Source organism: Paenibacillus sp. FSL R7-0216 (genome assembly GCF_037969915.1).
GTDB classification, from domain to species: domain Bacteria; phylum Bacillota; class Bacilli; order Paenibacillales; family Paenibacillaceae; genus Fontibacillus; species Fontibacillus rhizolycopersici.
Genome location: NZ_CP150222.1, coordinates 73,922 through 100,000, shown reverse-complemented (window position 1 = coordinate 100,000; position 26,079 = coordinate 73,922). Strand labels below are relative to the sequence as shown.

Here is a 26,079-nt window from a genome sequence, read left to right as displayed (position 1 = left end):
CCGAGTTCTCACTGATATCCCCGTATCCGATGGCTACTTTAATCCGTTCCGCAACCTCGCGGCGTTTCACAGATTTCAGGTTTTCCAATTCTTCTTCCAGTCTCTTCAGACCGTCCTGGGTAAGAATAACTTCTTTATCGCTCATCTCAACCGATTCTCCTGTCATGGAAAAAATTTTCGCACGGTGCGTGCGGCACCCGAAAACCCTCCTGGAAAATGAACGCTTCCCTTTAGGAAAATGTTCCTTTGCCGTTCCACTGCCGCTTAGGTGCTTGGAAGCGCTCGCTTCCGGCAGCAATGGTCTCTAAATTCCCAACTCATTGTGTATATCATATGCATTATGTGATAAGGGTCAGACCATCCCTAGAGGAAAGCCTAACGCCCTGAGTCGAATTTATATTGTGAAATTATAGGTGAATGATTCTCAATTGTCAATGACACCCGAATTTACAAATGTAAACGTTTCATGACCTTCCCCTTCAACCTTAGGCGGATACCTCATCAGGTACGGCTACTGTCGAAATGCCCGCGACAAAACCCTCAAGAATGCGCACCATCTCGTCACGCCGAGTTTCTTCCATAATGAGATCCTTAATGGGCGCTGCGCCCTTTAGACCTTTCAAATACCAGGCCAAATGCTTGCGCATTTCGCGAACGGCCACATGCTCGCCTTTAAGAGCGGCCAAACGGTCCATGTGCAAGATCGCGATGCGAATCTTCTCCTCCGCATCCGGCTCCGGAAGCAATTCACCGGTCTTCAGGTACTCGACCGTCCGATAGAGCATCCAAGGGTTGCCGAGTGCCCCGCGTCCAATCATCACGCCGTCGCAGCCGGTCTCATCCAGCATCCGTCTGGCATCCTCCGGCGTCGCCACGTCGCCATTGCCGATCACGGGAATCGATACGGCTTCCTTCACCTGACGAATGTAACTCCAATCCGCCTGCCCGGTGTACAGCTGCTCGCGCGTCCGGCCATGCACGCTGACGGCTTTGCCACCGGCTTGTTCCACCGCTTTGGCGTTGTCCACAACGTAAATATGCTCTGCATCCCAGCCGATCCGCATTTTCACCGTTACCGGTTTACTCACCGCATCCACAACGGCCGAGACCATCTCGTAAATCTTATTCGGCTCGAGCAACCAACGTGCGCCGGCATCGCATTTCGTCACCTTCGGCACCGGACAACCCATATTAATATCAATGATGTCGGCATTCGTTTCCTGATCAACGACTTTGGCCGCCTCCACAAGCGATGCGCGGTCCCCACCGAAAATTTGCAGGCTAAGCGGCTTCTCCCGCTCGTCCACAAAAAGCATTTCTCGAGTACGCTTGTTGCCATGGATGATCGCTTTATCGCTCACCATCTCTGCGCAGACCAGCCCTGTTCCAAATTCTTTGGCAATCAAGCGAAAGGCCGGATTGCATACGCCTGCCATCGGAGCAAGCACGACTTGGTTTTTCATTTCAATATCGCCAATCTTCAGCAAGATGGTTCCCTCCATTTCGATAAGGTTAGGTTACAAGCGGCCTAGCTTATTTATCGGGCTTCAGCTCCGCTAAGGAGATGCCCAAACAATTTGCAATTTTAGTTAAAATTTGATCATCTGCCCGGCGGTTCCCCCGTTCCACCGCTCCTAATAAAGCTAGGGAAACGCCGGACTTCTCAGCCAGCTCTTGCTGGGTAAATCCTTTTAGTTTTCGGAAAGCGCGGATGCGCTGTGCCAGGTGCATGTTTTCCAAAACCGGACGCCTTCCTTTCCATCTAGGGTGTCCAAGGCACTCTGAATGCGCTCATACAGGCCGGAGAGCTCCCCTTCCGGCACAATGTCTGACAACGGGACAAGTACGAAAGCCCGCTCCATCATCCGTGGATGAGGCAATGTAAGAAGCGGCGTATTCACCACTCTGCCTCCAGTCCATAACAAATCAAGGTCCACCGTGCGCGGCCCGAAACGTATTTTGCGCTCTCGCCCTAATCGCAGCTCAATATCCAGCATAACTTCAAGCAGCGCCTCAGGATCCAGCGAGGTACGCAGCGCAACAGCCATATTCACGAAACACGGCTGATCCAGGTATCCTACCGGATCGGTTTCATATAAATTGGAGCAACGCAGGACTTCAATCGCTGGATGCTCCTGCAGCGCTGTGATCGCCTGCATGAGGGTGGCCTCGCGGTCTCCCAGATTGGCGCCTAAAGCAATATAAGCCTCTGAAAGCTCAGAGGGAGAAGTCAGGTTCATAAACGATTGGCTCACTTTCTGGAACGGTACATCTCCACCGTCACACCGTCGAAATGGATATCAAACGGAGGGTGCGGCTTGGTGACCCGAACCGTTAACGCATCTACCCTAGTATAAGTGTCCAATACCGCGGATGCAATATGCTCCGCCAACGCTTCGATCAATTGAAAGCTTTTTAGCTCGACAATATCCTTGACCAGCCCATGCAATTCGGCGTAATTTACCGTTTGAGTCAAGTCATCGTGGATTCCCGCCTGGCGCAGATCCATCTCCAGCTCCAAATCCACGTAGAAGCGCTGGCCCAGCTTGCGCTCCTCCTCGAACACGCCGTGGTACCCGTAATATTCCATGCGCCGCAGCACCATTTTGTCCATGATTTCGGCTCCTTTTCCAGCAATTTATAGAGTGTACACGACCGCATCGCACATTTGCACGGTCTGCTTGATCTCCTTCACGTCATGAACGCGGACAATCTGGCAGCCCTGCGCAACCCCTAGCGCCACAGTCGCCGCCGTACCGAACACTACTTCATCGACTGGAAGGTCTAACGCGGTACGGATAAATCGCTTGCGGGACGTCCCGAGCAGGAGCGGATAACCCAACGTTATCAAATCGTCCAGTGCACGCATGACACGGAGGTTCTCGGAATAATCCTTGGCAAAACCGATACCCGGGTCCAAAATAATATTCTCGTCCTTCACGCCAGCTTTACGAGCGATCTCCACGCATTCTCGCAAATCCGCCGCCACATCGGCAAGCAAGTCGCCGTAATTACGATCCTGACGGTTATGCATCAAAATCACCGGACAACCAAACTCCGCCGCCACTTCCGCCATCCGCGCCTCCGCCTTAAAGCCCCATACATCATTGATGATGTGGGCGCCCGCCTTCAGCGCTTCTCTCGCGACCTTTGCCTTGTACGTATCCACCGACAAGGGAACTTGCGGCAGCTCGCGTTGCATCGCCTCTACCACGGGAATGACCCGCTCCAGCTCCTCTTGTTCGCTTACAGGTTCATGACCCGGACGCGTTGATTCTCCGCCGACATCAATGATATCCGCTCCCTCCGCAATCATCTCCCGAGCGTGCTGTAAAGCGCGTTCCACGTTATTATAACGGCCTCCATCGGAAAAAGAGTCCGGTGTCACGTTCAGAATCCCCATCACCAGCGTGCGCTCACCGAGCGTAAAGGACGCCTCGCCCAGCCGGTAGCTGCGTTTATATATGATCGGCTGCATCGTCATTCCTCGCTTTCTCTCTATATTCCCCCAGCAGTCGTTCCGTAACCGGCCCGATATGGCCGGTCCCGACCTTGTGCCGCTGCATCTCCTGTCCGCCTTGTTTGCCAGACTCCGCCAATTCCGTCACAGGCACGAGCTCTTGGATCGAATTTGTCAAGAAGACCTCGTCGGCCGCCAACAGATCGTCCCAAGTGTAGCAGCCCTCCTCCGTCGGAATCCCCTTCTCGGCTGCCAGCTCCAGCACCATGGCGCGAGTAATGCCGGGGAGAATCCCCGTTTCCAGATTCGGCGTATAACATTTGCCATTCCGCACAAAAAATACATTGCTGACGATCCCCTCCGCCAACCATCCCTGGGCCGTCAGCTGCAAGCCTTCCGCAGGGACGGGAGCGACGGACTGCTGCGCCGCCGCGCGTTCCAGCCGCGCCAGCTCGCGTTTCGCCAGCACGCTATTCATGTAGTGCAGCGATTTGAAGCGCACCTCGCCCTCCGGCGTGTTCCGGAGCGTCTCCAGCCGCCACAGCGGCTTCCCGTCGGTATACAGCGTCACCCCTAGCTCCGGCAACGACTTCACGTAGATTACGACTCTCGGCTTATCGTAGTCACCGACCGGCAAGCCAAGCGGCCCCTCACCGGCCGTTACCGTATACCGGATGTAGCCTTCAGCCAATCCGTTTTGCACGAGCAACTCACTGATTTCCGACTCAACCCGGCCGGGATCGGCCTTGAAATCGATCCCTAACGCCCTGCAGCCTGCCATCAGCCGATCCAGATGCCGCTCCAGCAGAAACGGTCGACCTCCGTACGTACGGAACGTCTCAAACAAACCGATCCCGTACATAAAGCCGTGATCCATTACGGAGATCACGGCTTGATCGGTCGGGGTCGGAACTCCATCCACCCCGATGTATTTCATGCTTTGGCTTCCGCCTTCCGATTCAGGAAATTACGGAGGATCTGATGGCCATGCTGAGTAATAATCGATTCCGGATGGAACTGCACGCCTTCAACGGCATACTCTTTGTGGCGCAGTCCCATGATCTCCCCTTCCGCCGTCTCGGCGGTAATTTCCAGACAATCCGGCAGGCTCTCGCGCTCCACGATCAGAGAATGGTACCGCGTGGCCGTAAACGGCGACGGCAGGCCGGCAAACACCGATTCTCCCTGATGGTGGATCGGCGACGTCTTGCCGTGCATCAACCGCTCGGCACGAATCACGTTACCGCCAAAAGCTTGTCCGATCGCCTGATGCCCCAGGCAAACGCCGAAGATCGGGATCACCCCTTTAAAACGCTCGATCAAATCCAGCGTGATCCCAGCCTCATTTGGGGTACATGGACCGGGGGATATTAAAATATGATCCGGCTGCAAAGCCTCAATTCCCGCAAGATCAATCTCATCGTTGCGGCGGACAGTTACTTCCTCACCTAACTCACCTAAATACTGCACCAAATTGTACGTAAAAGAATCGTAGTTATCGATCACCAAAATCATCTCATCTCATCTCCTGTCCTAGACTTTGTCCAGCTGGCTCTGCTCACTCTGTTGGATCGCCAAAGCAACAGCCCTGGCCTTGTTAAAGCATTCCCTATACTCACGGTACGGGTCCGAATCAATCACGATGCCAGCCCCCGTCTGCAAGTAGCCGACGCCATCCTTCGCGACCAGCGTACGTATAATAATATTTAATTCCATATTCCCGGTATAGTCAATCCATCCCATTGCGCCGGTATAAGGTCCCCGCGTGATCGGCTCCAGCTCCTCGATGATTTCCATCGTTCGTACCTTAGGCGCCCCGGTAATCGTTCCTCCCGGAAAAACAGCAGCGATCGCATCGTACAACGTAAGATCCCCACCCAGCACCCCTTCGACCTCAGACACCAGATGCATAACGTGCGAATAGCGCTCCACAGTAAAAAGCTCGCTGACCCGTACCGTCCCATACTCCGCCACACGGCCGATGTCGTTGCGCAGAAGGTCGACCAGCATAATGTGCTCGGCCTGCTCCTTGTCGCTCGCGCGAAGCTCCGCCTCCATCTGCCGATCCTCCTCCGGTGTATGTCCCCGCCGCCGCGTTCCCGCAATCGGGCGGGTGCTGATCTTCCCTTGCTCCACCTTCACCAGCAGCTCCGGCGAAGCGGACACGAGTTGGAAATCGGGGAAGCGGAGCAAGCCCATATATGGCGACGGGTTCAACCGCCTGAGCTGCTCGTACACCTGTTCAGGTGACGCCACCAACGCAAAAGCCTGGCGCAGCGACAGGTTCACCTGAAATACGTCGCCGGCGGCGATATATTCCTGCACCCGGCGCACCGCCGCTTCGAACGCCTCCTGCGTCATCGAGATGGACAGACGGCGGCGCTCCAACTCCTCGTCGCCGAGCGGAGGAAGCGGAGTCGGGGTTTCCGCCGGGGCAGCAGCGGTCGCAGCGTAGAAGCCTGTCCAGCGCTCCGCCATGCGCAAAGCCCGCGCTTCGGCGCGACGGTAACCATCCCGCAGTTGTTCCAGAGACATCGAGGCGATCGGGACATGGACGACGCAATACACGTCGCCCTCCCCCTGATCGATAGCCCACATCTCCTCCAACCGCATCCAAACGTAGTCGTCGAGGCCAAGGTCGTCCTGCGCCAGGTTCGGCAGGCGCTCCAACGATCGCGCTACATCATAGGCGAGATAACCGACGGCTCCGCCGGTGAACTTGGGTAGCCCCGGCACCTCGGGCGACCGGAACGGAGCCATCCAGTCCCGCAACAACTCCAGCGGCTTGCCTCGGAGGACCGATGCCGTACCGGAAGCAGGATCTTGCACGATGGCTTCGCCACCCTTGCCGCGGATGACAGAAACCGGCTCTAAGCCTAGAAAGGTGTACCTTCCTCCCTTGCCACTCTCCAACACGCAAGCGTACGGTCCGGCTTCCTTCCAAGCCCGGAACCAATCCTCAGGCAAACCCGAAGCCGCCAACGGGCATTTGACCGCAAAGGGCAGCATCGTCCAGTCGCCTGTCCCCGCCCAATCTTTCCATTGCTCCCAGGTCGTCAACTTTTTCATGAACCGTGTTCGTCCTCCAAGCTTCATCTTATAGATGCACTTCTCTTATTGGAAGCTAGTATACTAGAAGTTCGCCTCATAATAAAAGACCCCGGACCGTTCGGTTAGAACGGCCGGGGGGCGTTATCGCTCTCCTAGGAGTGATTAAGCTTCGAAATTGTACAGCGGCGTGCTGAGGTAACGTTCGCCGTTGCTTGGAATGATGGCAACGACACGTTTGCCTTTGCCCAGCTCCTTAGCCACCTTCAAGGCAGCAAACACTGCAGCGCCAGAGGAAATACCGGACAGGATGCCTTCCTCTTTCGCGACCGTACGTGCTTGTTCGAACGCTTCATCGTTCTCCACATGAATGATTTCATCATAAATTTCACGATTCAAAATTTCCGGAATGAAGTTCGCGCCAAGGCCTTGGATTTTGTGCGGTCCAGGTTTGCCGCCAGACAGAATCGGCGATGCTGCCGGTTCAACCGCGTAAATCTTCAGATCCGGGAACCGTTTCTTCAATACCTCACCCGCACCGGAAATCGTACCGCCCGTACCGATCCCTGCAACGAATGCATCCAAACGGCCGTCCAGCGATTCAATCGCTTCAACGATTTCCGGTCCGGTCGTTTCGCGGTGAATTTTCACGTTCGCTTGCGTTCTGAATTGGTCTGCCAGGAAGTAATCCGGATTCGCTGCCAGCAGCTCCTCGGCTTTCTTCACCGCTCCGTTCATCCCTTCGGAACCCGGTGTCAAGACAAGCTCTGCCCCATAGGCGCGCAGTAAGTTGCGACGCTCCAAGCTCATCGTTTCCGGCATCACGATAACAGCTTTGTAGCCCTTCGCCGCAGCTACCATCGCCAAACCGATCCCCGTGTTACCGCTCGTCGCTTCGATAATCGTTCCGCCCGGCTTCAGCTTGCCCGCCTTCTCCGCTTCCTCTACGATACTGATCGCGATCCGGTCCTTTACGCTGGAGCCCGGGTTTTGGTATTCCAGCTTCACATAAATCTCCGCGCTATCCTCCGGCACGATCCGATTTAAACGGACCAGCGGCGTATCTCCGATCAAATCTGTTACACTGTTTACGACTTTTGCCATATTAAATATCCTCCCTTTGGATAAAAATTACCGTCGTCGATCTAGCTGCACAAAATGAAAGCTCAAGATATTAGGATATGCGATTTATCGGCTTTCATTTATTTCCGAGTAAATAAGTTGGTTTTCTGATTATTATCTTAACAACCCCGATCGGAGTTGTCAAGAAAAGTCACAAAAAATACTTTGCATCCGAGGTCTAAATAACCCGATCCGCAAAGTATCCTTGGTCTTATTCACTTATTTATCCGTTTGAGCTATCAACCGGTCAAGTTCCTCGGGGGTAAACAAGTACGGTTCGTTGCAGAAATCGCAAACGACCTCCGTCTCTTTGCCTTCGTCCCGCAGTTCCTCCAGCTCCTTCTTACCCAAGCTGATCAGCGTGCGCTCTACCCGCTCCCGTGAACAGTTGCAGGAGAACACGATGTCCATTTCCTCCAGCACCTGCACGTCCGGCACGATCCAGCGCAGCATTTCGTCCAGCTCCAACCCCTGATCGAGCAGCGCCGTCACCGGTGGAAGCTGACCCACCGCTTTTTCGATCGAGTCGATTTCGGAATCACTTAAGCCCGGCAGCAGCTGAATGATAAAACCGCCCGCTACGATCACCGAATTGTCCACGTCCACGAGCACGCCCAATCCAACGGCGGAAGGAGTTTGCTCCGACACGGCAAAATAATACGTAAAATCCTCGCCCAGCTCGCCGGAAATCAAAGGTACGCTGCCGCGATAAGGCTCCTTGAGCCCTAAATCCTTCGTGACGTGGATAAATCCTTCCGTTCCGACAACGCCGCGTACATCCAATTTCCCCTGACTGTTGCTCGGCAAATGGACATGCGGGTTCTTAACGTAGCCGCGCACTTCGCCCTTGGCGTTGGCATCTGCAATAATTTGTCCGATCGGCCCGTCGCCTTTAACCTGTACGGTCAGCTTCTCCTCGCCCTTGAGCATCGCGCCCATCATGGCGGCGGCGGTCAGCGTGCGCCCGAAGGCGGCTGTTGCGGTCGGGTACGTATCATGCCGGCGGCGCAGCTCCTCCACCAGCTGGGTCGTCCGCACGGCGAAAGCGCGCACTTTCCCGCCCATGGCAATCCCGCGGATCAACCGATCTTGCTTGCTGTTCTGGTCCATCATGCGAAGGACCTCCTTTCGCTTCTTACAAAGGTAGTTCAAAAAGTCATCTTTCCTGACTTTTTGAACTTGACTTGAGATTTCAACTTATCCCAGTATAACCATCGCCTGCTTTATTGATTGCGTTCGTAGATAATCCGCAGCCCTTCCAGGGTTAGCTGCGAGTTTACTTCTTCAATGGTTCGCGTTTCGCTGGCAATCAGCTCCGCAAGTCCTCCGGTCGCGATCACCTTCGGTTTCTCGCCCATCTCCTGAGCGATCCGTTCCACAATGCCATCAACCTGTCCAGCATAGCCAAAAATAATCCCGGCCTGCATCGCATTCACCGTATTGCGGCCAATAACCTTCTTCGGCTTCTCGAGTTCGATGCGCGGCAGCTTGGAAGCTCGCTGGTACAGCGCTTCCGTCGAAATCCCGATGCCCGGCACGATCGCGCCGCCAAGGTAATTGCATGCCGCATCGATGCAGTCAAACGTCGTGGCCGTGCCGAAGTCAACGACGACCAGCGGCCCTCCGTACTGCTCGATGGCGGCTACCGCGTTGACGATCCGGTCCGCTCCAACTTCGCGCGGATTTTCGTAACGCAGGTTCAGCCCGGTTTTGATCCCCGGGCCAACGACCAGCGGCTTGTGCCGCAAATATTTTTCGCTCAGCTCCTCAAGCACGTGCATTAACGGCGGTACTACCGAGGAAATGATGACGCCCTCCATCTCGGCTTCCCGGATCCCCACCATGTGGAACAGATTATGGATCAATACGCCGTACTCGTCCACCGTGGCCTGGCGATTCGTACTGATGCGGAAATGATGGAGCAACTCCTTGCCCCGGTAAATCCCCAGCACGATATTCGTATTGCCTACATCGACTACAAGGAACATGCGCTTGTTAGGCCTCCTTTTTGCCGTTCAAATCCAAACTGATATCCAGGCTTTCAAAAGAATACGTCAGACGTCCCACAGAAATGACGTCCACGCCGCTCTCGGCAATCCCACGGATCGTTTCCAGCGACACGTTGCCCGATGCTTCCACCGTCACATGCGGCGCCTTGGTCTTGATTCGGCGCACCGCTTCCTTCATCAGGTCGGGAGCCATGTTGTCGAGCATGATAATATTCGCGCCAGCTTGCAGGGCTTCCTCCACCTGTTCCAGGCTTTCCGTCTCCACTTCAATCGTCATCGTGTGCGGAATATGAGCACGAGCGCGGCTCACCGCCTGGGTGATGCCACCGGCCCCTTTAATATGATTATCCTTGATCATGACGGCGTCGTACAACCCGAAGCGGTGATTCGAACCTCCTCCGGTACGGACCGCATACTTCTCCAGCATCCGGTGGCCCGGCGTCGTCTTGCGTGTATCCACCAGCCGGGTCGGCAGCCCGCCCAATGCTTCCACAAACGTCTTCGTGCGCGTTGCGATACCAGACAAGCGTTGCAACAAGTTCAGGGCTAACCGCTCCCCGGTCAAAATGCTATGCGTGCTTCCTTCCACCTCGGCCAGAATCGCGCCTTTCTCGATACGTTCCCCGTCCTTCACGTGCGGCGTAAACGTCAGATTCGGATCCACGATCTCGAAGACAAGCTGAGCCACCGGCATTCCGGCAACAATCCCGCCCTGCTTGGCATGAATGATCCCTTTGGACTCATGACCCGCAGGGATCGTTACCGCGGTCGTCACGTCACCGGAGCCCACATCTTCCTTCAACCACCCGCGGATGGCCTCCACAAGTCCTTCATTATATCCATTAAACATCATCGCTAGTTTCCTCCAACATTCCTTTATCCCGCTGCCAAAGTAGATGCTTGCGCCACTTCTCGTCGCTGCGTTCCGGGAAGTCCTCGCGGTAATGCCCACCCCGGCTCTCCTCGCGCGCTAGCGCCGATTTGGCCAACAGCAGCGCGCAGGTCAGCATATTGGCGTATTCCCACTCTTCGCGGGTATGCAGCGCCTGGCTAAAAATCGCCTGATGCCGCTCTAGCTCCGCGATCCCCTTGGCCAATCCTTCCGCCGTTCGACGCAAACCGGCACGGCGGACCATCGTTTTCTGCAAGTCCAAGCGGCGTTCCACTAACGAAGACGGTGCCGGAGCCAGACGGCCGTCATGGTAAGCCACGGTCTCCCCGGTTCGGGTGCGCGGAGGCAGCTCCCCAATCCGCTGAATAATCCGGCGCCCGAACACGATCGCTTCTGACAACGAGTTGCTGGCCAGCCGGTTCGCGCCATGTACGCCGGTCGACGAAACTTCGCCGCAGGCGAACAACCGATGCACACTCGTCTCTCCGTGATGGCTGACACGGACGCCTCCCATCATATAATGCGCAGCCGGCGCAACGGGAATCCAGTCGGCCGTCAAATCAAGCCCATAGCCAAGGCAGGTTTCGTAAATCGTTGGGAATCGGGATCTGACTTTCTCCGGATCCTCGTGCGTGATATCGAGGTACACGATGCTTGCCCCCGTCGCTTCCATTTCGCTGACGATGGCCCGAGCCACGATATCCCGCGGCGCCAGCTCAAGCAGCTCATGGTATTTACTCATGAACCGCTCGCCTTTGATATTGCGCAACACGGCCCCTTCGCCGCGAACCGCCTCAGAGATCAGAAACCGCGGCGCGCCCGGATAACAGAGCGATGTAGGGTGAAATTGAATAAACTCCATGTCGCGAAGAATCGCTCCCGCCCGGTATGCGATAGCAACCCCATCGCCCGTGGCTACCTCGGGATTGGTCGTATAGCGGTACAACTGCCCAGCTCCGCCGGAGCACAGAATCGTCGCATTCCCGCGCAGAAACACGCGCTGCCCGTCTGGCCGCTGTACGAGCGCGCCTAGGCATTCATTCTCCTCGGTGATCAAATCGATCACATAATGATTGTCCCAAACTTCGATATTGGGATGGGCTCCCGCTTGCTCGGACAAGGCTCGCACGATCTCATATCCCGTCGCATCCCCATGGGCATGCAAGATCCGGCGATGGCTGTGCGCCCCCTCTTTCGTCAGAGCGAGCTCACCGTTCTCCAAATCGAAGGCGGTGCCTAACATCATCAGCTCTTTAACGCCTTCCGGCCCTTCGTTGACCAGGATATCCACCGCTTCAGAGGAGCATAAGCCCGCTCCGGCCAGCAGCGTATCCTGACGGTGATAAACCGGGGAATCCTCTTCGGAAATCACAGCGGCGATGCCGCCTTGAGCGTACCTGGTATTGCTTTCCAGCATCGATTTTTTCGTAATCAGGATCACGCGCTCTTTTTCACTTGCTTTGATAGCGGTAAAGAGCCCCGCAATCCCCGAACCGATCACGATGACATCCGTATCGACGACCGGCAGCTGTCCTGCCTCAAAATCAACCAAATATTGTGGAATCACCATCGTCACCTATCTTGGACAAGAGAGTAGCGCATGCTACTTAACTTGTAACATGCGCTCTAAGGATAATCTGGCTTTGTCGGCAACGACGGTCGGTACGTAGATTTGCGGCTGCATCGTTTCCAGGCATTTGACCAGTTTCTTCAAGTTATTGACTTTCATGTTCGGGCAAACCAGGAATTTGGTGGCAAAATGGAACGTTTTGTCCGGGCTGTCATTACGCAGCTGATACCCTGTTCCATCCTCCGTACCGACGATAAACTCCTTGGCGGAGGAATTTTTGCAATAATCCAAGATCGCCGTAGTGCTGCCCACGAAATCGCCCATCGCTACAACCTCCGGACGACACTCCGGATGCACGACGAACTCGGCGTTCGGGTATTTCGCTTTCATCTCAACGACGTCTTTGACCGTCAACATATCATGCGTGTTGCAGTACCCTTCCCAGATAATCAGCTTCTTGTCGGTATGCTGCTGCACGTAATGGCCAAGGTTCTTATCCGGCACCCAGATGATTTCGTCCGCATCGACAGAATTGATCACTTTCACCGCATTTGACGAGGTGCAGCAGATATCGGTCTCCGCCTTGATTTCTGCCGAGGAGTTGATGTACGTCACCACTTTGGCGTTTGGATGCTGGACCTTCAGCTTACGCAAGCCGTCGACATTCACCATGTCGGCCATCGGGCAACCCGCACGCTCATCAGGAATAAGCACCGTTTTGTTTGGCGCCAGAATCTTCGCACTTTCCCCCATAAAATGAACGCCGCAGAACACGATCGTTTCCGCATCGGTCGAAGCGGCCTTCTGAGCCAGCAAAAAAGAATCACCCCGGAAATCCGCCACCTCTTGGATCTCATCCCGCTGATAATAATGTGCCAGTATGATTGCGTTGCGTTCTTTCTTGAGCTGAACCAGCCTTTCCCGCAGTTCGCGGTTCATTTCGGCTTTACGTTCAAGCGCTAGAGCCTCCACTTGAATTCCTCCCCAATAAGCTCTTGTATCGTCTGTTGCTGTTTGGCCCCACCTAGCCTTCTATCTCTCTTCGCGTCGGTCGGGCTTCTCGCTGCTTTGTATGGCAATCCTGCGTGAAACGGCAAGAACGTATTAAATTTCACACGGTGTTTATCAACTAATTTACACAAGGTGAAAGGCACTGTCAATGCGCCGTCCGCTTGCGTATAGCGGCAATTGCCCATGATTTTGCAGGAAAAATCAGGATTAACGAGGGGATTCGAGCGTTCTTGATTATCTAAAATTTTTGGTAAAAAGAGCCGGGACTCGCTTCCCCCCATTGTAAGCGACACCTGGCGGGTACGGGGCAAACGCTCGAATTGTTCCTACACCCCTATAGAAGCGAATTATATTCGATTTTTCGCACAAAAAGTGTGACTCGTAGCATGAATCCCGGATTCTATTCGGTTTTTCATACAGATTCTAGCTCTTTCTCTTCCATTTGCGTAAACGTATGCGGAATTTCATATACATTCCGTAGAAATCGCCAAATCTAATGGTTTCTATTCGATTTTTCGCATACATTCACAAGCGGGCCCCCACATCTCAAACAAAAAATCCGGGAAACGTCACGTTTCCCGGATGAGGTCTTTGCTGATATGGTTTACACGGTTGGCGTGCTGCCACCGTTGTTTGGATCTTTGCCTTCGTCAGCCGAATCGGATTGACTCGGCGTGTCGCTGACAGTGCCTTGCGGTGCGTCGACGACCGGATCATTCGTCCGATCGCTGGCCGTGCCGCCCGGAACGTCATTTGGAATGTCCCCAACTGGGGCGGTAGGCGCCGGATCCTCGGTTTTGCCTTGGATGCGAACGCGAACATCACCAACGTTGTCGATGGTCGGTTCACCCGGTTCCGAAGAACCGTTGCCGTCGTCTTTGCCGTCCTTCTTCAAGCCGTCCAACGAGCCGGTTTCAATCAGAGACTTGATTTGCTCCAGCTCCAAAGTTTCCACTTCAAGCAGCGTTTCCGCGATGAGGTGGACTTCCTTGGCATGCTCGGTCAGCAACTGCTTGCAACGTTCATACGATTCGCTGATGAACCGGTGCATTTCCTGATCGATCTCGTAAGCGATTTGATCGCTGTAGTTCTGTTCGTGGCCGATATCGCGGCCCAGGAACACTTGGCCTTGCGACGTGCCGAACTGCATCGGTCCGAGCTTCTCGCTCATCCCGTATTCGATAATCATGCTGCGCACGATGTTGGTCGCTTGCTGGAAGTCGCTGTACGCGCCGGTCCCGATTTCGCCGATAAACAGCTCCTCGGATACGCGGCCGCCAAGTAACCCGGTTACCCGGTCCAGCAGCTCGTTCTTCGTGGCCAACATGCGGTCTTCCTTCGGCAGCATGATCACATACCCGCCGGCACGACCGCGTGGAATAATCGTTACTTTGTGTACCATATCGGCATGCTCCAAAAAGTAACCGACAATGGTATGCCCCGCTTCGTGGTAAGCTACGATCCGTTTCTCACGGTCGCTGATCACGCGGCTGCGTTTCTCAGTCCCGACAATAACGCGGTCGATCGCATCATCCACTTCCGGCATGGAGATATCTTTGCGGTTCCGACGTGCGGCGAGGAGCGCTGCTTCGTTCAGCAAGTTCTCCAGATCCGCACCGGTGAAACCGGTCGTTCTCTTCGCGATAACGTCTAGCTTGACATCCTTCGTCAGCGGCTTGTTGCGCGCATGCACTCTCAATACGGCTTCGCGCCCCTTCACATCCGGACGATCCACTGTGATTTGACGGTCAAAACGTCCCGGACGCAGCAAGGCCGGGTCCAGAATATCCGCACGGTTCGTTGCAGCGATGATGATAATGCCCTCGTTACCGCCGAAACCGTCCATTTCTACGAGCAATTGGTTCAGCGTTTGTTCGCGTTCGTCATGCCCGCCTCCAAGTCCGGCGCCGCGCTGACGGCCAACCGCGTCAATTTCGTCGATAAAGATGATACAAGGCGCGTTCTTCTTGGCATTCTCGAACAAATCCCGGACACGGGATGCCCCGACCCCAACGAACATTTCTACGAAGTCAGAACCGGAAATGCTGAAGAAAGGAACCCCCGCTTCGCCGGCTACCGCGCGAGCGAGCAAAGTTTTACCGGTACCCGGAGGGCCCACGAGCAATACGCCTTTCGGAATTCTCGCGCCAACAGCGGAGAATTTCCGCGGATCTTTCAGAAAATCAACCACTTCGACAAGCTCTTGCTTCTCTTCGTCGGCACCCGCCACGTCTTCGAACGTGACCTTCTTCTTCTCCTCATTATAGAGACGCGCTCGACTCTTGCCGAAGTTCATGACTTTGCCGCCGCCGCCCTGCGCTTGATTAAACAGGAAGAAGAACAAGATGAACATAATCGCAAGCGGAACGATCGAAGTCAGGAAGGTCAGCCAGATGCTTTCGCCCTGCATTTTCTTCCATTCCACGCTGAAACCGTTCTGGTCGCTATAAGCGATAATTTCCTTTACAACGTTCTCGTCAAAAGGAACATATAGAGAGAAATTCTTCGTCTTGTCGTTATTGACAGCTTCCTTATACTTACCGGTTACCAGATAAGCGTAACCGTCAAATTTAACGGTTAGATCAGCAACGTTATTATCCTTCAGTTCCTGACGTAAGTCCGAATACTTAGGGGTGACGGTTGCTTCTTGTCCGCCATTGAGGAATTGGACGATGCCCACCACGACTAAGAAAAGTATTAAATAAAAACCAGAATTCCGGATGAACCGATTCATCCCCAACCTCCTCTCAAGACCTTAAGTTATTTTACCATAGCCAATCTTGCCATTTCAAAATTGCGGCAAGGGTGGTCCTTCGTCCATGCGGACGACGAAATCAACTGGTGTAAATCTCCGGCTTCAGTACTCCGATGAATGGGAGGTTACGGTATTTCTCGGCATAATCCAGCCCGTATCCAACAACGAATTCGTCCGGCAGAACAAATCCCGACAAGTCGGCTTCCAATTTCACCGTACGCCGTGCGGGTTTGTCGAACAGCGTTACGACTTTTACGGATTTGACCTTGCGCCGCTCGAGAACGTCAATCAAATAGCTAAGCGTTAGCCCACTATCGATAATGTCCTCCACAATCAGAATGTCGCGACCCTCTACAGAAGTATCCAAGTCCTTGATGATCTTGACTTCCCCGGAAGAACGGGTACCCGCCCCATAACTGGAGACGGCCATGAAATCAAGCTCAATCGGTACAGTAATTTCCTTCACCAGGTCGGCCATGAAAATAAAAGCGCCTTTCAAGATACAAATCACGAGCGGATTGCGGCCTTCATATTCCGCGCTCAGTTGCTTGCCCAGCTCGACGACCTTCTCTTGAATTTGTTCCCGCGTAATCAAAATTTCCTGGATATCGTTTAGCAAAATAAGTGAACCTCCTACGTTATACTATGAATGCCGGTCTTTCGCTAATCCTCTAGGTGCGTACGGACCTCAGTCGGTACCAGAACCATATGCACGACAGAAGTCGTACGCGGGTTCACTGCGGCGACCGCGGAACGGCGAACGCCGGGAATCCATAGGATCCGGCCTGCGGCATCCGTTAGGATCGGGATGCGGGAGCGTAGGGAAGGAGGTATTTTCGCATCGATGAAAATATCTTTTACCTTTTTGCTGCCGTTTAATCCCATAACTTTCATGGCATCCCCCGGAATCCGAGAACGCACGGTAAGCGGATAAACCAGCTCATCCGCATCAAATATCGCTTCGTTATTGCCCTCTGCCTTCGCGAGAACGCCCTCCCTACCGGCACCCAGCCGCGTCATAAGCAAGCTCTGGTCCATGCCCTCGATCGGCACTTTCGCCGGAAATTGTTCCACCAAATATGTATTATGAGGAATCCGACTCTCTGCAGCCGGGGGGATAAAGCGGATCATGTCATACTCTCGTACGCATTTGACGCCGCCGCCCAGATCCAGGCTCCATGTCGTAGGCCGATCTTGAATCGTCCCTTGACGTATCGCCTCAATCTTGACAAAATCGCGATCCTCCGTGCTTAAAGGCAGATAATTTAATATTAGTTTAATCAACCTCCGTTGTAAAGCGACATGTAAAGTGGCGAAAAGCGGGATCGAAAACGAGAGAATCTCGCCTTCCTTCCGCACAAGAATATCATACGACTTTGACGCCTCGAGCTGCAGATAATCGTCCTCCGCCGCAGCCAGCTCCGCCAGCCGATTCAGCGATTCTGGCAACTGACCATTATATTGCCCCAAAAAAGGTAACACATCCAGCCGAATCGAATTTCGCGTAAACTCTTTATCTCGATTGCTGCTGTCTTCCACGAAGGGAATCCCCGACTCGCGGCACGCCAGGAGCAAATCCGTCTTGTATATACGAAGCAAGGGACGGATAAGTTCCACATTTTTTTCCCGGCGTTTGGGTCTCATTCCGGACAGCCCGGATGGGCCGCTCCCCCGCAACACCCGCATCATCACCGTCTCCGCCTGGTCATCGGCGTGATGCGCAAGCGCGATGGACGAGGCTCCGTAACGCTCAGCCACCTCATGCAAATATTCATAACGCTTCTCCCGAGCCGCCAGTTCCAGGCTTTTTCCCGTTTCCTTCATATAGCTGCGAACATCGACGTATCCCAGGTCAAAGGGAACGCCGAGACGTTCCGCCAGCCCCCGTACAAATTCCGCATCCCGGTCGGCCTCATCCCCGCGTAAACCGTGATGAAGATGAGCACAGATCAATTGCAGGCCCAATGTCTCGTCGGCAGCGATTTCCTTCATTATATGCAGAAGTACCGTCGAGTCGACCCCGCCGGACACCGCCACAACGATCCCATCCCCGGTCGACCATAACTGTTCTTGGCGGCCGATGCGCCGGACTTGCTCCGTCAAACGGTACAGTGCGGTTTCTTTCATCGGGGCATCCCCCTCCCCTAAAATCTAAAAGTCAGGTAAAGCGCGCAGGCGAGAAGCGTCACCGACACCGCAAATGCGCCTACGATCCAGCCTGGGGTGGAGGGCCGGGTCCGACGCCGCGGAGCGAAGCGGTCTGCCACCAGCTCCTTCCACAATCGGCAGGCCTCCGCCGTATCGCGGAACTCCCCGTTCAAGGCCCGCTTCAGCCAAGCGCGATATGGCGCGAGCGCCTCCAGCCCCTCGACGATAGCGAGAAGATCACTGCGGCTGCGCGTCTGCGGCAATTGAGTGGCCGCTTTCTTCAGCGGCGTCTCCGCGAGCAAGTGAATGCAGACGACGGCAAAAGAAAACCAGTCATAGGCCGGGTCCGCCGTCCGGCTTCCGGCACTCCAGAAGCCGCGGTCGTACCACTCCGTGAACTGCTTTACGCTGCGCCCTTCGCCGGTAACCCCGCCGTAGTCGATCAGTTCGACGTCACCATAGGATCCGGCGAGCACATTCTCCGGCTTGAGGTCGCCAAACACCCAGCCGGAGTTGTGCAGTCGTCCGAGTTGCTGAAGCAGTTGGAGGCCAACCACGTCCAGCCAACGAGGACCCCGCCGGGCCAAGAAGGCACGCAGCGGCTCCCCTTGTACATAGCGCATAACGTAGAAAGGAATCTCCCTCCCCTGGAAAGTGAAGTCGTCCACCTCCACCAGGTAATTGAGATCCCGTTCCGCCGCGCCCCGCCGCCTTCCTTGACGCTGCAACGCTTTTAGCACATTGATCTCCGATTGGATGTCCAGCGTATCAAAGCCCAGCTTCAGGGCGTATAATTTTCCGTTCTTCTCCCGTTTCACCAGGAATACGACGCCGTTAGCCCCTTGCCCCAGCAAGCGCTGGATGATATACCGTCCCCCGTTCCAGCGTCCGGTTATCCGCGTTCCCTGCGGCAGGTTGATTTTAGACGACGTAGTCGCCGAGGATTCCATCTTGTCCCTCCGTCTTCTCACGCCAAGACTTACCATGTTCATTCAGTGTACCATATCGCATAAAATCCATCACCTTCAAGAGCGCCGGTCCCGTTGGCGTTGCCCCTCTCATGACGAGACGCTGGAAGATCGAACGTGCAGATCCCAAATCGCCGGTCCAATCCACGTCCAGGACGGCATCCTCTCCGCTATGCGAGCCGGGAAAATGGAATACGGCCAACTGGCTCTCCCCTTTTCTCGACCCTAGGCTCAGCATCATGTCGCGGATCGCTTCTTCCACAGCCCGAAGCTTCGGCTTCATGCTGGCGCTGGCGTCAATCAGAAGCGCCACCTGCAGCGGGCTGCTCTCGCTCAGCTCGTCGATCACTTCCACGACCTGCGAACGCGTCTCCGGCGGCAAGTCCCCGACCTTCTGATCGCCAAGAATTTGCCGGATCTCCTTGTGAACCGCCTGTTGGATCGTCTGTACGACCGTTTTTCGCGTCAGCATCTGCATCGTTTGCGCCAGGTTCTCGGTTCCGGCAATTCGGCTCATGCCGCCGCCGGCTTTGGCGATTTCAGAGATTTCCAGACTCCCCAGTTCTCCGATCGTACCGTAATCCACGATACCCACCACATTCACGGTGATCCCTTCCTGTCTCGCCAGCGCCGCAGCCATCACCGGGCTTTCTCCGACATTGGAGCACCCGTCCGTAATCAACATGATCTGTTTCATCCCGTTACCCACCCTTCAATAGATAGAGTTCAACATTCTCGTATCTATCATTTCCAGCGAGGATTGAGTTCAAACCAGTTTTAGGGCAACCTCCCCTATAAAAAAAAGGAACCCAAGACGCGCGCCTTAAGTTCGATAGAATAGGATTAAGAATTAATCCCCATATTTATGCTCGATTCGCAGCTCCAGCAACCCGCGGTCCGAGTCCTTCTGATCGATCCGGATCTCCCAGTAATCAGGGGACAGCATTCGCAGGCTCCGATAGTCTGCTTCCTTCAGCTTCACGCCGGAGAAACCGTGATTATTCTCGTCATACACGTAATCCTGACCGGCCTGTAACCCAAATTTGATCTGCAGCAAGCTGCGCAAGCCTCCGATGGTCATGAATTTAAACCGGTAACCCTCAAGATAAGCCTGTTTAACCTCGTCAACATGCTCCCGGACATACTCGGCAAATCCGTCCCACTGCAGCTCCGGATTAATTCTCTCCTGCCATTCCGCCGCACTGTTCCGCTCCAGCAACTCCAAGGCCGCATTCTCTTCCATTCCCTTCGCCCGAATCGTCTCCAGGCGAAGCGCATAAGGCTGCGGTAAGCTGACGCTTGGTGCCGTCATCATTCCGAAGTCCTCCCTTCATGGCTCTACATTTATACGAAATGGCACGCGACGTAATGCCCTCCGCCAACGTCACGGAATTCCGGTACCCGCTGCTTGCACTCGGCCGTGGCGAACGGACATCGGGTATGAAACTTGCAGCCGGAAGGCGGATTGGCCGGGCTCGGAATGTCCCCTTTCAGAATAATCCGCTCCCGCTTCAGGCGAGGAATCGGCAGGGGCACAGCCGACAGCAATGCCTTGGTATAAGGATGAAGCGGATGTCCGAACAACTCGTCCCGCGAGGCCATTTCGACCATCCCGCCCAAATACATGACCCCAACCTGTGTGCAAAGATGCTCCACCACGCTCAAATCATGGGAGATAAACAGATACGTTAAACCACGTGTCTCCTGCAACTTGCGAAACAGGTTGATGATCTGCGCCTGAATGGACACATCCAATGCGGACACCGGTTCGTCAGCGATCATCAGCTCGGGATTCAGAATCAGCGCCCGCGCGATCCCAATCCGTTGGCGCTGCCCGCCGGAGAACTCGTGCGGGTAACGATCGATATGATAGGAGGATAACCCGCACGAAGCCAGCACCTCCAGCACCCGGTCACGAATCTCCCCCTTCGGCAGCAACCCATGATCAAGCAAAGCCTCGCCGATCGCGTCACCAACCCGAATCCGGGGATTCAAGGAACCATAAGGATCCTGAAAAATCATTTGCAGCTTCGGTCTCAAGCGGCGCAGTTCTTCCTCCGGTAACGTGTAAAGATCCGTACCTTTGAACAGGATGTCACCGTCCGTTTTCTCCGTCAAGCGGACGATGCTGCGGCCGACCGTACTCTTACCGCTGCCCGATTCCCCAACCAGGCCGAAGGTTTCCCCAGGCTGAATCGTGAGGCTGATGTCGTCTACCGCTTTCACCTGTCCCGTTGTCCGTTGCAAGAGCCCCGTCTTGACCGGAAAATATTTCTTCAAATGCCGTACTGTAAGCAGCGGCTCACCCATGGCGTTTCTCCTCCTCATACAACCAGCAAGCTGCTTTCTGACCGCCTCCTACCGACTTCAACGCCGGCTCATTCGTCCGGCAAATCTCCATACAATGCGCGCAGCGGTCCTGGAAATAACACGAAGGCTGCAATTCCAGCAGATTCGGCACTTGGCCCGGGATCGAGAACAATTCACCCTGACGCTGGCCCAGCACTGGCTTCGATTTCAACAAACCTTGCGTGTAAGGATGCTTCGGCGATTCGAACAACGCGGTCACTTCACCTTCTTCAACGACTTTACCGGCATACATCACCACGACGTAATCGGCCATTTCGGCGACGACGCCAAGATCATGGGTGATCAGCAGAATCGACATATCCGATTCCGCCTTGATTTGCCGCAGCATATCGAGGATCTGCGCCTGAATCGTTACGTCGAGCGCGGTGGTTGGTTCGTCCGCGATCAGCAGTTTCGGCTGGCAGGAGATCGCAATGGCGATCATAATCCGCTGCAGCATCCCGCCGCTTAGCTCGTGCGGATAACTCTTCATGATCTGCTCCGGCCGGGAGATCCCCACCTGCTCGATCAATTCTAAAGCGCGTTTGCGGGCCTCCTTCTTGCTCAACTTCAAGTGAAGCCCCATCGGCTCAATCAACTGTTCCCCGATCGTCAGCACCGGATTCAGCGAAGACATGGGTTCCTGAAAAATCATCGCGATTTCATGGCCGCGAATGGCGCGCAGATGGTTTTTATCTAAGGATAACAATTCGGTATCTCCAAATTGGATTTGCCCGCCGATCTCCACCCCAGGACCGCTTTGCAGCAATCCCATGATCGACATTGCGGTTACGCTTTTGCCGCAGCCCGACTCCCCAACGATACAAACCGTTTCCCCGGGCTTAATCCGCAGGCTCACTTCGTCAACCGCTTTGATCCGTCCCTCTTCTGTTTTGAAATGCGTGCTCAGCCGGTCTATCTCCAGCAAAGTCGACATCGTTTCTTCACCTACCTGTTCATTTTGGGGTCCAGCACGTCACGCAGGCCGTCGCCGAACAAGTTAATGGCGATAACGGTAGCGAAAATGGACAATCCCGGCGGAATCCATAACCAAGGATGCTCCTGAAAGTCGATCATATTGTTGGCGGCGTCAATCATATTGCCCCAGGTCGGCGTCGGCGGCATGACACCGAGTCCGAAGAAGCTGAGCACTGATTCACTTAAAATCGCCCCGCCAATATTCAAGGTGGCCATCACGATAATTAGAGGAACGAGGTTTGGCAGCAAGTGATGAACCAGTTTGCGCCGGTCGCGCAGTCCAAGTACCACAGCCGCCTGCATGAATTCTCGCTCCCGCAGGCTAAGCATCTGCCCGCGGATCATCCTCGCCAATCCCGGCCAGTTCACCAAGCTAAGCATGAGCATGACGATGTACATGCGGTAGTCGGTTGGTACCTTCCACTCCGACAGCAGAGCGCCGGAGATAAACAGCAGCGGCAGCCCGGGAATCGTTAATAGCAAATCGGCAAGCCGCATGATGACTTGGTCCACGATCCCACGGTAATATCCGGCGATTGCGCCAAGAAGTGTACCCAAGAAGACGGACAACACCATCGAGGCCAAGCCTACCGTCAACGAGATACGCCCCGCCTGTAGTACTCGGGTCAATACGTCACGTCCCAGCTTGTCGGTGCCTAGCCAATGCTGCCAGCTCGGCGGTTTGTTCATCAGTGACATTTGGATTTTGTTATCCGTATAGGGCGAGAACACCGGCCCCAAGAAGCAGGCAAGAAACATGAAGACCACTACTACAAATCCCAACATAGCAAGTTTATTGCGAAATAGCCGGCGCAACGACTGCCGCCAAAGCGACGGCTTCTTGGCTGCAGCCGAAGGTACGGCCGCTTGGCCCGGCTGCGACAGCTTCCCTGATATCGAAGAATTCATTTATTTCTGCCCCCTATTACAACCGGACGCGCGGGTCGGCGATTTGGTACAGCAAATCCGACAACAGCGTTCCAATCACGGTCAAGATCGCAATTAGCATCGTGAATCCCATCAACAACGGGTAATCTCGAACGGAAAAAGAGGACATATACAGCTGCCCAATCCCCGGCCAGTTGAAGATCTTCTCAATGATCAACGAACCGCCGAATAACGCGGGCAGCTCAAAGCCCACCAGCGTGATCGCCGGAAGCAACGCGTTTCGCAACGCATGGCGGTAGAGCACTTTACTCTCCTTCAGCCCCTTAGCGCGGGCCGTTCGAATATAATCCTGCTTGATCACGTCGATCATGTTGGTCCGGAAGTAACGGGTCAGCGAGCCAACGCCGAGAATGGTCATGACGATCACCGGCAAGGTCATATGGTGAATGACCTCCTTCACGTAGGCCAACCCGGTGGCGTTGCTCCCCGTTGTAATCATCCCGCCCGGCGGCAGCCATTTGAAATCAACAGCCAGGATCTTGATCAGGAACAAGCCGATGAAAAAGGACGGCAACGACATGGCAGCGAAGATCAGCACCAACACCAGCGTGTCGAACCAGGAATATTGCTTGTAGGCAGAAATTACGCCGATGATGACAGCGATAAACCAGGTGAGGAACGTCGATACCGCGGCCAGCAGGAACGAGTTCCAGATATAATCGTTGAACAAAGCTAACACCGGCTTCTGTTGAGCCAGCGAATAGCCAAAATCGCCGTGAAACGCATTTTTAATCCAAACGGCGTACCGTTCCAGCACCGGCTTATTTAAACCGTAGATCTCCCGCAGCTCGGCCTTGCGTTCCGGCGTCAGCTTGATGTTTCCACTGATGAAGTCGCCCGGCGTCAACGCGTACAAGCAGAAGATCAGGAGCGAGGCAGCTAGCAGGATCGCCGCCATATAGATCAATCGCTTGGTGATATAAGCACTCATCTCGTCGCACTCCTTAGACAAGCCGTCCCCCCGCATGCAGGGCACGCGAGGGGAACGGCTGATTTTTCGAAAATGAAGATTCTACTCTAGTGTCCAGTTCGGCAAACTGGAAGACAGGCCGGTGAACGGGCTGACTGACAGATTCTGGATGCGTCCGTTATAAGCATATACCGTCTTCTTGTAGTTGGTGAAGATGATCGGCAGTTCGTCGTTTAACAGTTGGAACAGCTCTTGATAGGTCGCCTTACGTTGTTCAATGTCGCTGGTGCTTAGCGCTTTTTCATATAGCTCCTTCACCTTCGGATTGTCGTAACCCTTGATTTCCCCGTCAACGAACTGCAATACGCCGTCCGAAGGGTCGGCCAACATCGGCGTGGAGAAGGAAGCCATATCGTAGTCGCCGCCCTCTACCTTGGAGACCAACGCGTTGAAGTCTGCGAACACCTCCGGCTGGAAGTCGACGCCGATTGCGGCGAAGTTCTCTGTGGCAACGGCGATAAAAACATCGATCTGTGCGTTTTTGGAGCCGAGGAAATGGATGGTCAACTTCTTGCCGTCCTTCTCGCGGATACCGTCCGAACCTTTAGCCCAACCGGCTTCGTCCAGTAGTTGATTGGCTTTGTCCGGATCATAGTCATATTTGTTGATTCCTACTTCCGTGTAGGCCCAGGAGATCGGCGAAGCCGGAATATTGGCGACCTCCCCGGCGCCCTGGTTCGCTTCGACATAGATGCTTTGGCGGTCCAGGCCATAAGTCAGCGCTTGGCGGACGCTCTTATCCTTAAGCGCTTCATGCTCCAAATTCAATTGCAGATAACCGTAGGTGCTTGGCGTGTAGGGCAGGATATTGACGAAGCCCATGCTTTTCAGCTTATCGATGTTCTCGGTCGTCGCGCTGAAGGAAGCGTAATCCACTTCGCCCGTCTCCAGGTACTGCCAGACGTCGCCTTCGGATGTTTTATAAATAAACTTCTCGGTTTTCGGTTTGCCTGCATAGTAATACGGATTGGCGACGTAACGCACCTCTTGCCCCGGAATGAATTTATCCAACACGTACGGTCCGTTGCCAACCGGCTTCTCGTGCAACTTCTTAATGTAGTCGAGTTGCCCGTACTTGTAATCCTTACCGTAGTATGCTTTAGACAAGACGTCACTGCCGAGCAGCACCAGCGCCGTCGCGTTCGGCCGCTCGAGCGTTACCGATACGGTCTGCGGATCTTTAACAGAGATGCCGGAGATACTGCTAGCCTTCCCTTCCTTATAAGCCTCGCCGCCAACAATATGTAGCGTTGGGATCTGAGAGTCCCCATCGTAAGCTTTGTCGTGGAGCAGCGTCCAGGTGAAAGCCACGTCGTCCGCGGTCATTGGCGAACCGTCGCTGAACTTCAAGTCCTTGCGCAAATGGTACGTATACGTCAGCTGATCCTCAGAAACCTCCCAGCTTTCGGCGAGGCCCGGCGTAGGCAACCCTTTGTCATCCACCGTCACTAGAGGGGTATACAGCAGCGACGATACGTTGCCATCATATCCACTCTGTTGGAAATAGGGCGTGAACGCGCCGCTCGGGTCGGTCAAGCCAACGATAATGGTATCCGTGCGTCCTTTAGCGACCGCTGGCAATTTAGACATATCACTGGCTGGAGTGAACTCCAGCACACTCCCTGCCGCCGAGTTGGTGTTGCTCCCCTCGGCTGTATTCTGGCCGTTCCCAGACTGTGCCGATGCCGATTCCCCTCCCTGCGAGGTGTTGTTGCCTCCGTTCCCGCCGCAGGCGGCCAATACCAAAGCCCCGGACAATAATAAAGTCATCAATGCGGTCATTCGATTTCTCTTCATTAGTTTCACTCTCTCCCTCCGATTTGCCTTTTTTTAGGCGAAACCTTACAATAG

At 54.6% G+C, this 26,079-nt stretch carries 27 protein-coding genes (1 of these 27 running past the window's edge); all 27 read right to left on the bottom strand.

Annotated elements, in window-relative coordinates; translation table 11 throughout:
• Positions 1–145 carry the 5' portion of a transcription elongation factor GreA gene (greA, locus tag MKZ15_RS00450; protein ID WP_068784380.1) on the bottom strand. Its footprint begins 332 nt before the window's first position, so only the first 145 of its 477 coding nucleotides appear in the window; it begins with the start codon at positions 143–145; its stop codon lies off the left edge, out of view.
• Positions 146–485: 340 nt separating this feature from the next.
• Positions 486–1,487: a tRNA dihydrouridine synthase DusB gene (gene dusB, locus MKZ15_RS00445; RefSeq protein WP_155608108.1), complete on the bottom strand. Its 1,002-nt coding sequence runs from the start codon at positions 1,485–1,487 to the stop codon at positions 486–488.
• Between the two features lie 46 nt (positions 1,488–1,533).
• On the bottom strand, positions 1,534–1,740 hold the full coding sequence (locus MKZ15_RS00440) for a helix-turn-helix transcriptional regulator (RefSeq protein WP_155608107.1): 207 nt from the start codon (positions 1,738–1,740) through the stop codon (positions 1,534–1,536).
• Complete coding sequence (folK, locus tag MKZ15_RS00435) at positions 1,692–2,240, bottom strand: 2-amino-4-hydroxy-6-hydroxymethyldihydropteridine diphosphokinase (protein ID WP_193419013.1); 549 nt, start codon at positions 2,238–2,240, stop codon at positions 1,692–1,694. The genes MKZ15_RS00440 and folK overlap by 49 nt, the downstream gene beginning before the upstream one ends.
• Before the next feature lie 11 nt (positions 2,241–2,251).
• On the bottom strand, positions 2,252–2,614 hold the full coding sequence (gene folB, locus MKZ15_RS00430) for a dihydroneopterin aldolase (protein ID WP_155608105.1): 363 nt from the start codon (positions 2,612–2,614) through the stop codon (positions 2,252–2,254).
• 24 nt (positions 2,615–2,638) lie between these two features.
• On the bottom strand, positions 2,639–3,484 hold the full coding sequence (folP, locus tag MKZ15_RS00425; RefSeq protein WP_339818996.1) for a dihydropteroate synthase: 846 nt from the start codon (positions 3,482–3,484) through the stop codon (positions 2,639–2,641).
• Positions 3,459–4,397, bottom strand: coding sequence for an aminotransferase class IV (locus MKZ15_RS00420; RefSeq protein WP_193419007.1), 939 nt, complete (start codon positions 4,395–4,397; stop codon positions 3,459–3,461). The genes folP and MKZ15_RS00420 overlap by 26 nt, the downstream gene beginning before the upstream one ends.
• Positions 4,394–4,975: an aminodeoxychorismate/anthranilate synthase component II gene (pabA, locus tag MKZ15_RS00415; protein ID WP_178020492.1), complete on the bottom strand. Its 582-nt coding sequence runs from the start codon at positions 4,973–4,975 to the stop codon at positions 4,394–4,396. The genes MKZ15_RS00420 and pabA overlap by 4 nt, the downstream gene beginning before the upstream one ends.
• Positions 4,976–4,993: 18 nt before the next feature.
• Positions 4,994–6,529: an anthranilate synthase component I family protein gene (locus MKZ15_RS00410; RefSeq protein WP_339818990.1), complete on the bottom strand. Its 1,536-nt coding sequence runs from the start codon at positions 6,527–6,529 to the stop codon at positions 4,994–4,996.
• Between the two features lie 144 nt (positions 6,530–6,673).
• Complete coding sequence (cysK, locus tag MKZ15_RS00405) at positions 6,674–7,612, bottom strand: cysteine synthase A (protein ID WP_155608100.1); 939 nt, start codon at positions 7,610–7,612, stop codon at positions 6,674–6,676.
• Between the two features lie 237 nt (positions 7,613–7,849).
• Positions 7,850–8,740, bottom strand: a complete 891-nt coding sequence (gene hslO / locus MKZ15_RS00400; RefSeq protein WP_155608116.1) for an Hsp33 family molecular chaperone HslO — start codon at positions 8,738–8,740, stop codon at positions 7,850–7,852.
• A gap of 113 nt (positions 8,741–8,853) precedes the next feature.
• Positions 8,854–9,618 (bottom strand): type III pantothenate kinase, encoded by a 765-nt coding sequence (locus MKZ15_RS00395; protein WP_155608099.1) that lies wholly within the window; start codon positions 9,616–9,618, stop codon positions 8,854–8,856.
• A gap of 7 nt (positions 9,619–9,625) precedes the next feature.
• Positions 9,626–10,492, bottom strand: a complete 867-nt coding sequence (nadC, locus tag MKZ15_RS00390) for a carboxylating nicotinate-nucleotide diphosphorylase (RefSeq protein ID WP_339818986.1) — start codon at positions 10,490–10,492, stop codon at positions 9,626–9,628.
• Positions 10,482–12,098 (bottom strand): L-aspartate oxidase, encoded by a 1,617-nt coding sequence (gene nadB, locus MKZ15_RS00385; RefSeq protein ID WP_339822235.1) that lies wholly within the window; start codon positions 12,096–12,098, stop codon positions 10,482–10,484. The genes nadC and nadB overlap by 11 nt, the downstream gene beginning before the upstream one ends.
• A gap of 36 nt (positions 12,099–12,134) precedes the next feature.
• Positions 12,135–13,073: a quinolinate synthase NadA gene (gene nadA / locus MKZ15_RS00380; RefSeq protein ID WP_339818984.1), complete on the bottom strand. Its 939-nt coding sequence runs from the start codon at positions 13,071–13,073 to the stop codon at positions 12,135–12,137.
• A complete protein-coding gene (locus tag MKZ15_RS00375) occupies positions 13,061–13,393 on the bottom strand; it encodes a hypothetical protein (RefSeq protein WP_339818981.1) in 333 nt (110 codons plus the stop codon). The genes nadA and MKZ15_RS00375 overlap by 13 nt, the downstream gene beginning before the upstream one ends.
• Before the next feature lie 323 nt (positions 13,394–13,716).
• Positions 13,717–15,846: an ATP-dependent zinc metalloprotease FtsH gene (gene ftsH / locus MKZ15_RS00370; RefSeq protein WP_193418996.1), complete on the bottom strand. Its 2,130-nt coding sequence runs from the start codon at positions 15,844–15,846 to the stop codon at positions 13,717–13,719.
• A 100-nt stretch (positions 15,847–15,946) separates the two neighbouring features.
• Positions 15,947–16,486 carry a hypoxanthine phosphoribosyltransferase gene (gene hpt, locus MKZ15_RS00365; protein ID WP_155608095.1) on the bottom strand — a complete coding sequence of 180 codons (540 nt, stop codon included), beginning with the start codon at positions 16,484–16,486 and terminating at the stop codon, positions 15,947–15,949.
• A gap of 44 nt (positions 16,487–16,530) precedes the next feature.
• A complete protein-coding gene (gene tilS / locus MKZ15_RS00360) occupies positions 16,531–17,994 on the bottom strand; it encodes a tRNA lysidine(34) synthetase TilS (RefSeq protein ID WP_339818976.1) in 1,464 nt (487 codons plus the stop codon).
• A gap of 17 nt (positions 17,995–18,011) precedes the next feature.
• Positions 18,012–18,965: a serine/threonine protein kinase gene (locus MKZ15_RS00355; protein ID WP_213624127.1), complete on the bottom strand. Its 954-nt coding sequence runs from the start codon at positions 18,963–18,965 to the stop codon at positions 18,012–18,014.
• Positions 18,937–19,680, bottom strand: coding sequence for a VWA domain-containing protein (locus MKZ15_RS00350; RefSeq protein ID WP_155608092.1), 744 nt, complete (start codon positions 19,678–19,680; stop codon positions 18,937–18,939). Before MKZ15_RS00350 ends, MKZ15_RS00355 begins: the two co-directional genes overlap by 29 nt.
• A 153-nt stretch (positions 19,681–19,833) precedes the next feature.
• Positions 19,834–20,298: a hypothetical protein gene (locus MKZ15_RS00345; RefSeq protein ID WP_339818973.1), complete on the bottom strand. Its 465-nt coding sequence runs from the start codon at positions 20,296–20,298 to the stop codon at positions 19,834–19,836.
• Between the two features lie 29 nt (positions 20,299–20,327).
• Positions 20,328–21,293, bottom strand: a complete 966-nt coding sequence (locus tag MKZ15_RS00340; protein ID WP_155608090.1) for an oligopeptide/dipeptide ABC transporter ATP-binding protein — start codon at positions 21,291–21,293, stop codon at positions 20,328–20,330.
• Positions 21,286–22,269, bottom strand: a complete 984-nt coding sequence (locus MKZ15_RS00335; protein ID WP_155608089.1) for an ABC transporter ATP-binding protein — start codon at positions 22,267–22,269, stop codon at positions 21,286–21,288. Before MKZ15_RS00335 ends, MKZ15_RS00340 begins: the two co-directional genes overlap by 8 nt.
• 11 nt (positions 22,270–22,280) lie before the next feature.
• Positions 22,281–23,219, bottom strand: coding sequence for an oligopeptide ABC transporter permease (gene opp4C / locus MKZ15_RS00330; RefSeq protein WP_239484126.1), 939 nt, complete (start codon positions 23,217–23,219; stop codon positions 22,281–22,283).
• Between the two features lie 16 nt (positions 23,220–23,235).
• Positions 23,236–24,189, bottom strand: a complete 954-nt coding sequence (locus tag MKZ15_RS00325) for an ABC transporter permease (RefSeq protein ID WP_193418987.1) — start codon at positions 24,187–24,189, stop codon at positions 23,236–23,238.
• A gap of 81 nt (positions 24,190–24,270) precedes the next feature.
• Positions 24,271–26,025 carry an ABC transporter substrate-binding protein gene (locus tag MKZ15_RS00320; RefSeq protein ID WP_339818971.1) on the bottom strand — a complete coding sequence of 585 codons (1,755 nt, stop codon included), beginning with the start codon at positions 26,023–26,025 and terminating at the stop codon, positions 24,271–24,273.
• Positions 26,026–26,079 lie beyond the last annotated feature (54 nt).

Coding starts and splice junctions, on each gene's coding strand:
- folK (WP_193419013.1), bottom strand. CDS start 2,240: ATGAACCTGACTTCTCCCTCTGAGCTTTCAGAGGCTTATATTGCTTTA.
- folB (WP_155608105.1), bottom strand. CDS start 2,614: ATGGACAAAATGGTGCTGCGGCGCATGGAATATTACGGGTACCACGGC.
- folP (WP_339818996.1), bottom strand. CDS start 3,484: ATGACGATGCAGCCGATCATATATAAACGCAGCTACCGGCTGGGCGAG.
- MKZ15_RS00420 (WP_193419007.1), bottom strand. CDS start 4,397: ATGAAATACATCGGGGTGGATGGAGTTCCGACCCCGACCGATCAAGCC.
- pabA (WP_178020492.1), bottom strand. CDS start 4,975: ATGATTTTGGTGATCGATAACTACGATTCTTTTACGTACAATTTGGTG.
- MKZ15_RS00410 (WP_339818990.1), bottom strand. CDS start 6,529: ATGAAAAAGTTGACGACCTGGGAGCAATGGAAAGATTGGGCGGGGACA.
- cysK (WP_155608100.1), bottom strand. CDS start 7,612: ATGGCAAAAGTCGTAAACAGTGTAACAGATTTGATCGGAGATACGCCG.
- hslO (WP_155608116.1), bottom strand. CDS start 8,740: ATGGACCAGAACAGCAAGCAAGATCGGTTGATCCGCGGGATTGCCATG.
- MKZ15_RS00395 (WP_155608099.1), bottom strand. CDS start 9,618: ATGTTCCTTGTAGTCGATGTAGGCAATACGAATATCGTGCTGGGGATT.
- nadC (WP_339818986.1), bottom strand. CDS start 10,492: ATGATGTTTAATGGATATAATGAAGGACTTGTGGAGGCCATCCGCGGG.
- MKZ15_RS00375 (WP_339818981.1), bottom strand. CDS start 13,393: ATGGGGGGAAGCGAGTCCCGGCTCTTTTTACCAAAAATTTTAGATAAT.
- ftsH (WP_193418996.1), bottom strand. CDS start 15,846: ATGAATCGGTTCATCCGGAATTCTGGTTTTTATTTAATACTTTTCTTA.
- tilS (WP_339818976.1), bottom strand. CDS start 17,994: ATGAAAGAAACCGCACTGTACCGTTTGACGGAGCAAGTCCGGCGCATC.
- MKZ15_RS00355 (WP_213624127.1), bottom strand. CDS start 18,965: ATGGAATCCTCGGCGACTACGTCGTCTAAAATCAACCTGCCGCAGGGA.
- MKZ15_RS00350 (WP_155608092.1), bottom strand. CDS start 19,680: ATGAAACAGATCATGTTGATTACGGACGGGTGCTCCAATGTCGGAGAA.
- MKZ15_RS00345 (WP_339818973.1), bottom strand. CDS start 20,298: ATGATGACGGCACCAAGCGTCAGCTTACCGCAGCCTTATGCGCTTCGC.
- MKZ15_RS00340 (WP_155608090.1), bottom strand. CDS start 21,293: ATGGGTGAGCCGCTGCTTACAGTACGGCATTTGAAGAAATATTTTCCG.
- MKZ15_RS00335 (WP_155608089.1), bottom strand. CDS start 22,269: ATGTCGACTTTGCTGGAGATAGACCGGCTGAGCACGCATTTCAAAACA.
- opp4C (WP_239484126.1), bottom strand. CDS start 23,219: ATGAATTCTTCGATATCAGGGAAGCTGTCGCAGCCGGGCCAAGCGGCC.
- MKZ15_RS00325 (WP_193418987.1), bottom strand. CDS start 24,189: ATGAGTGCTTATATCACCAAGCGATTGATCTATATGGCGGCGATCCTG.
- MKZ15_RS00320 (WP_339818971.1), bottom strand. CDS start 26,025: ATGAAGAGAAATCGAATGACCGCATTGATGACTTTATTATTGTCCGGG.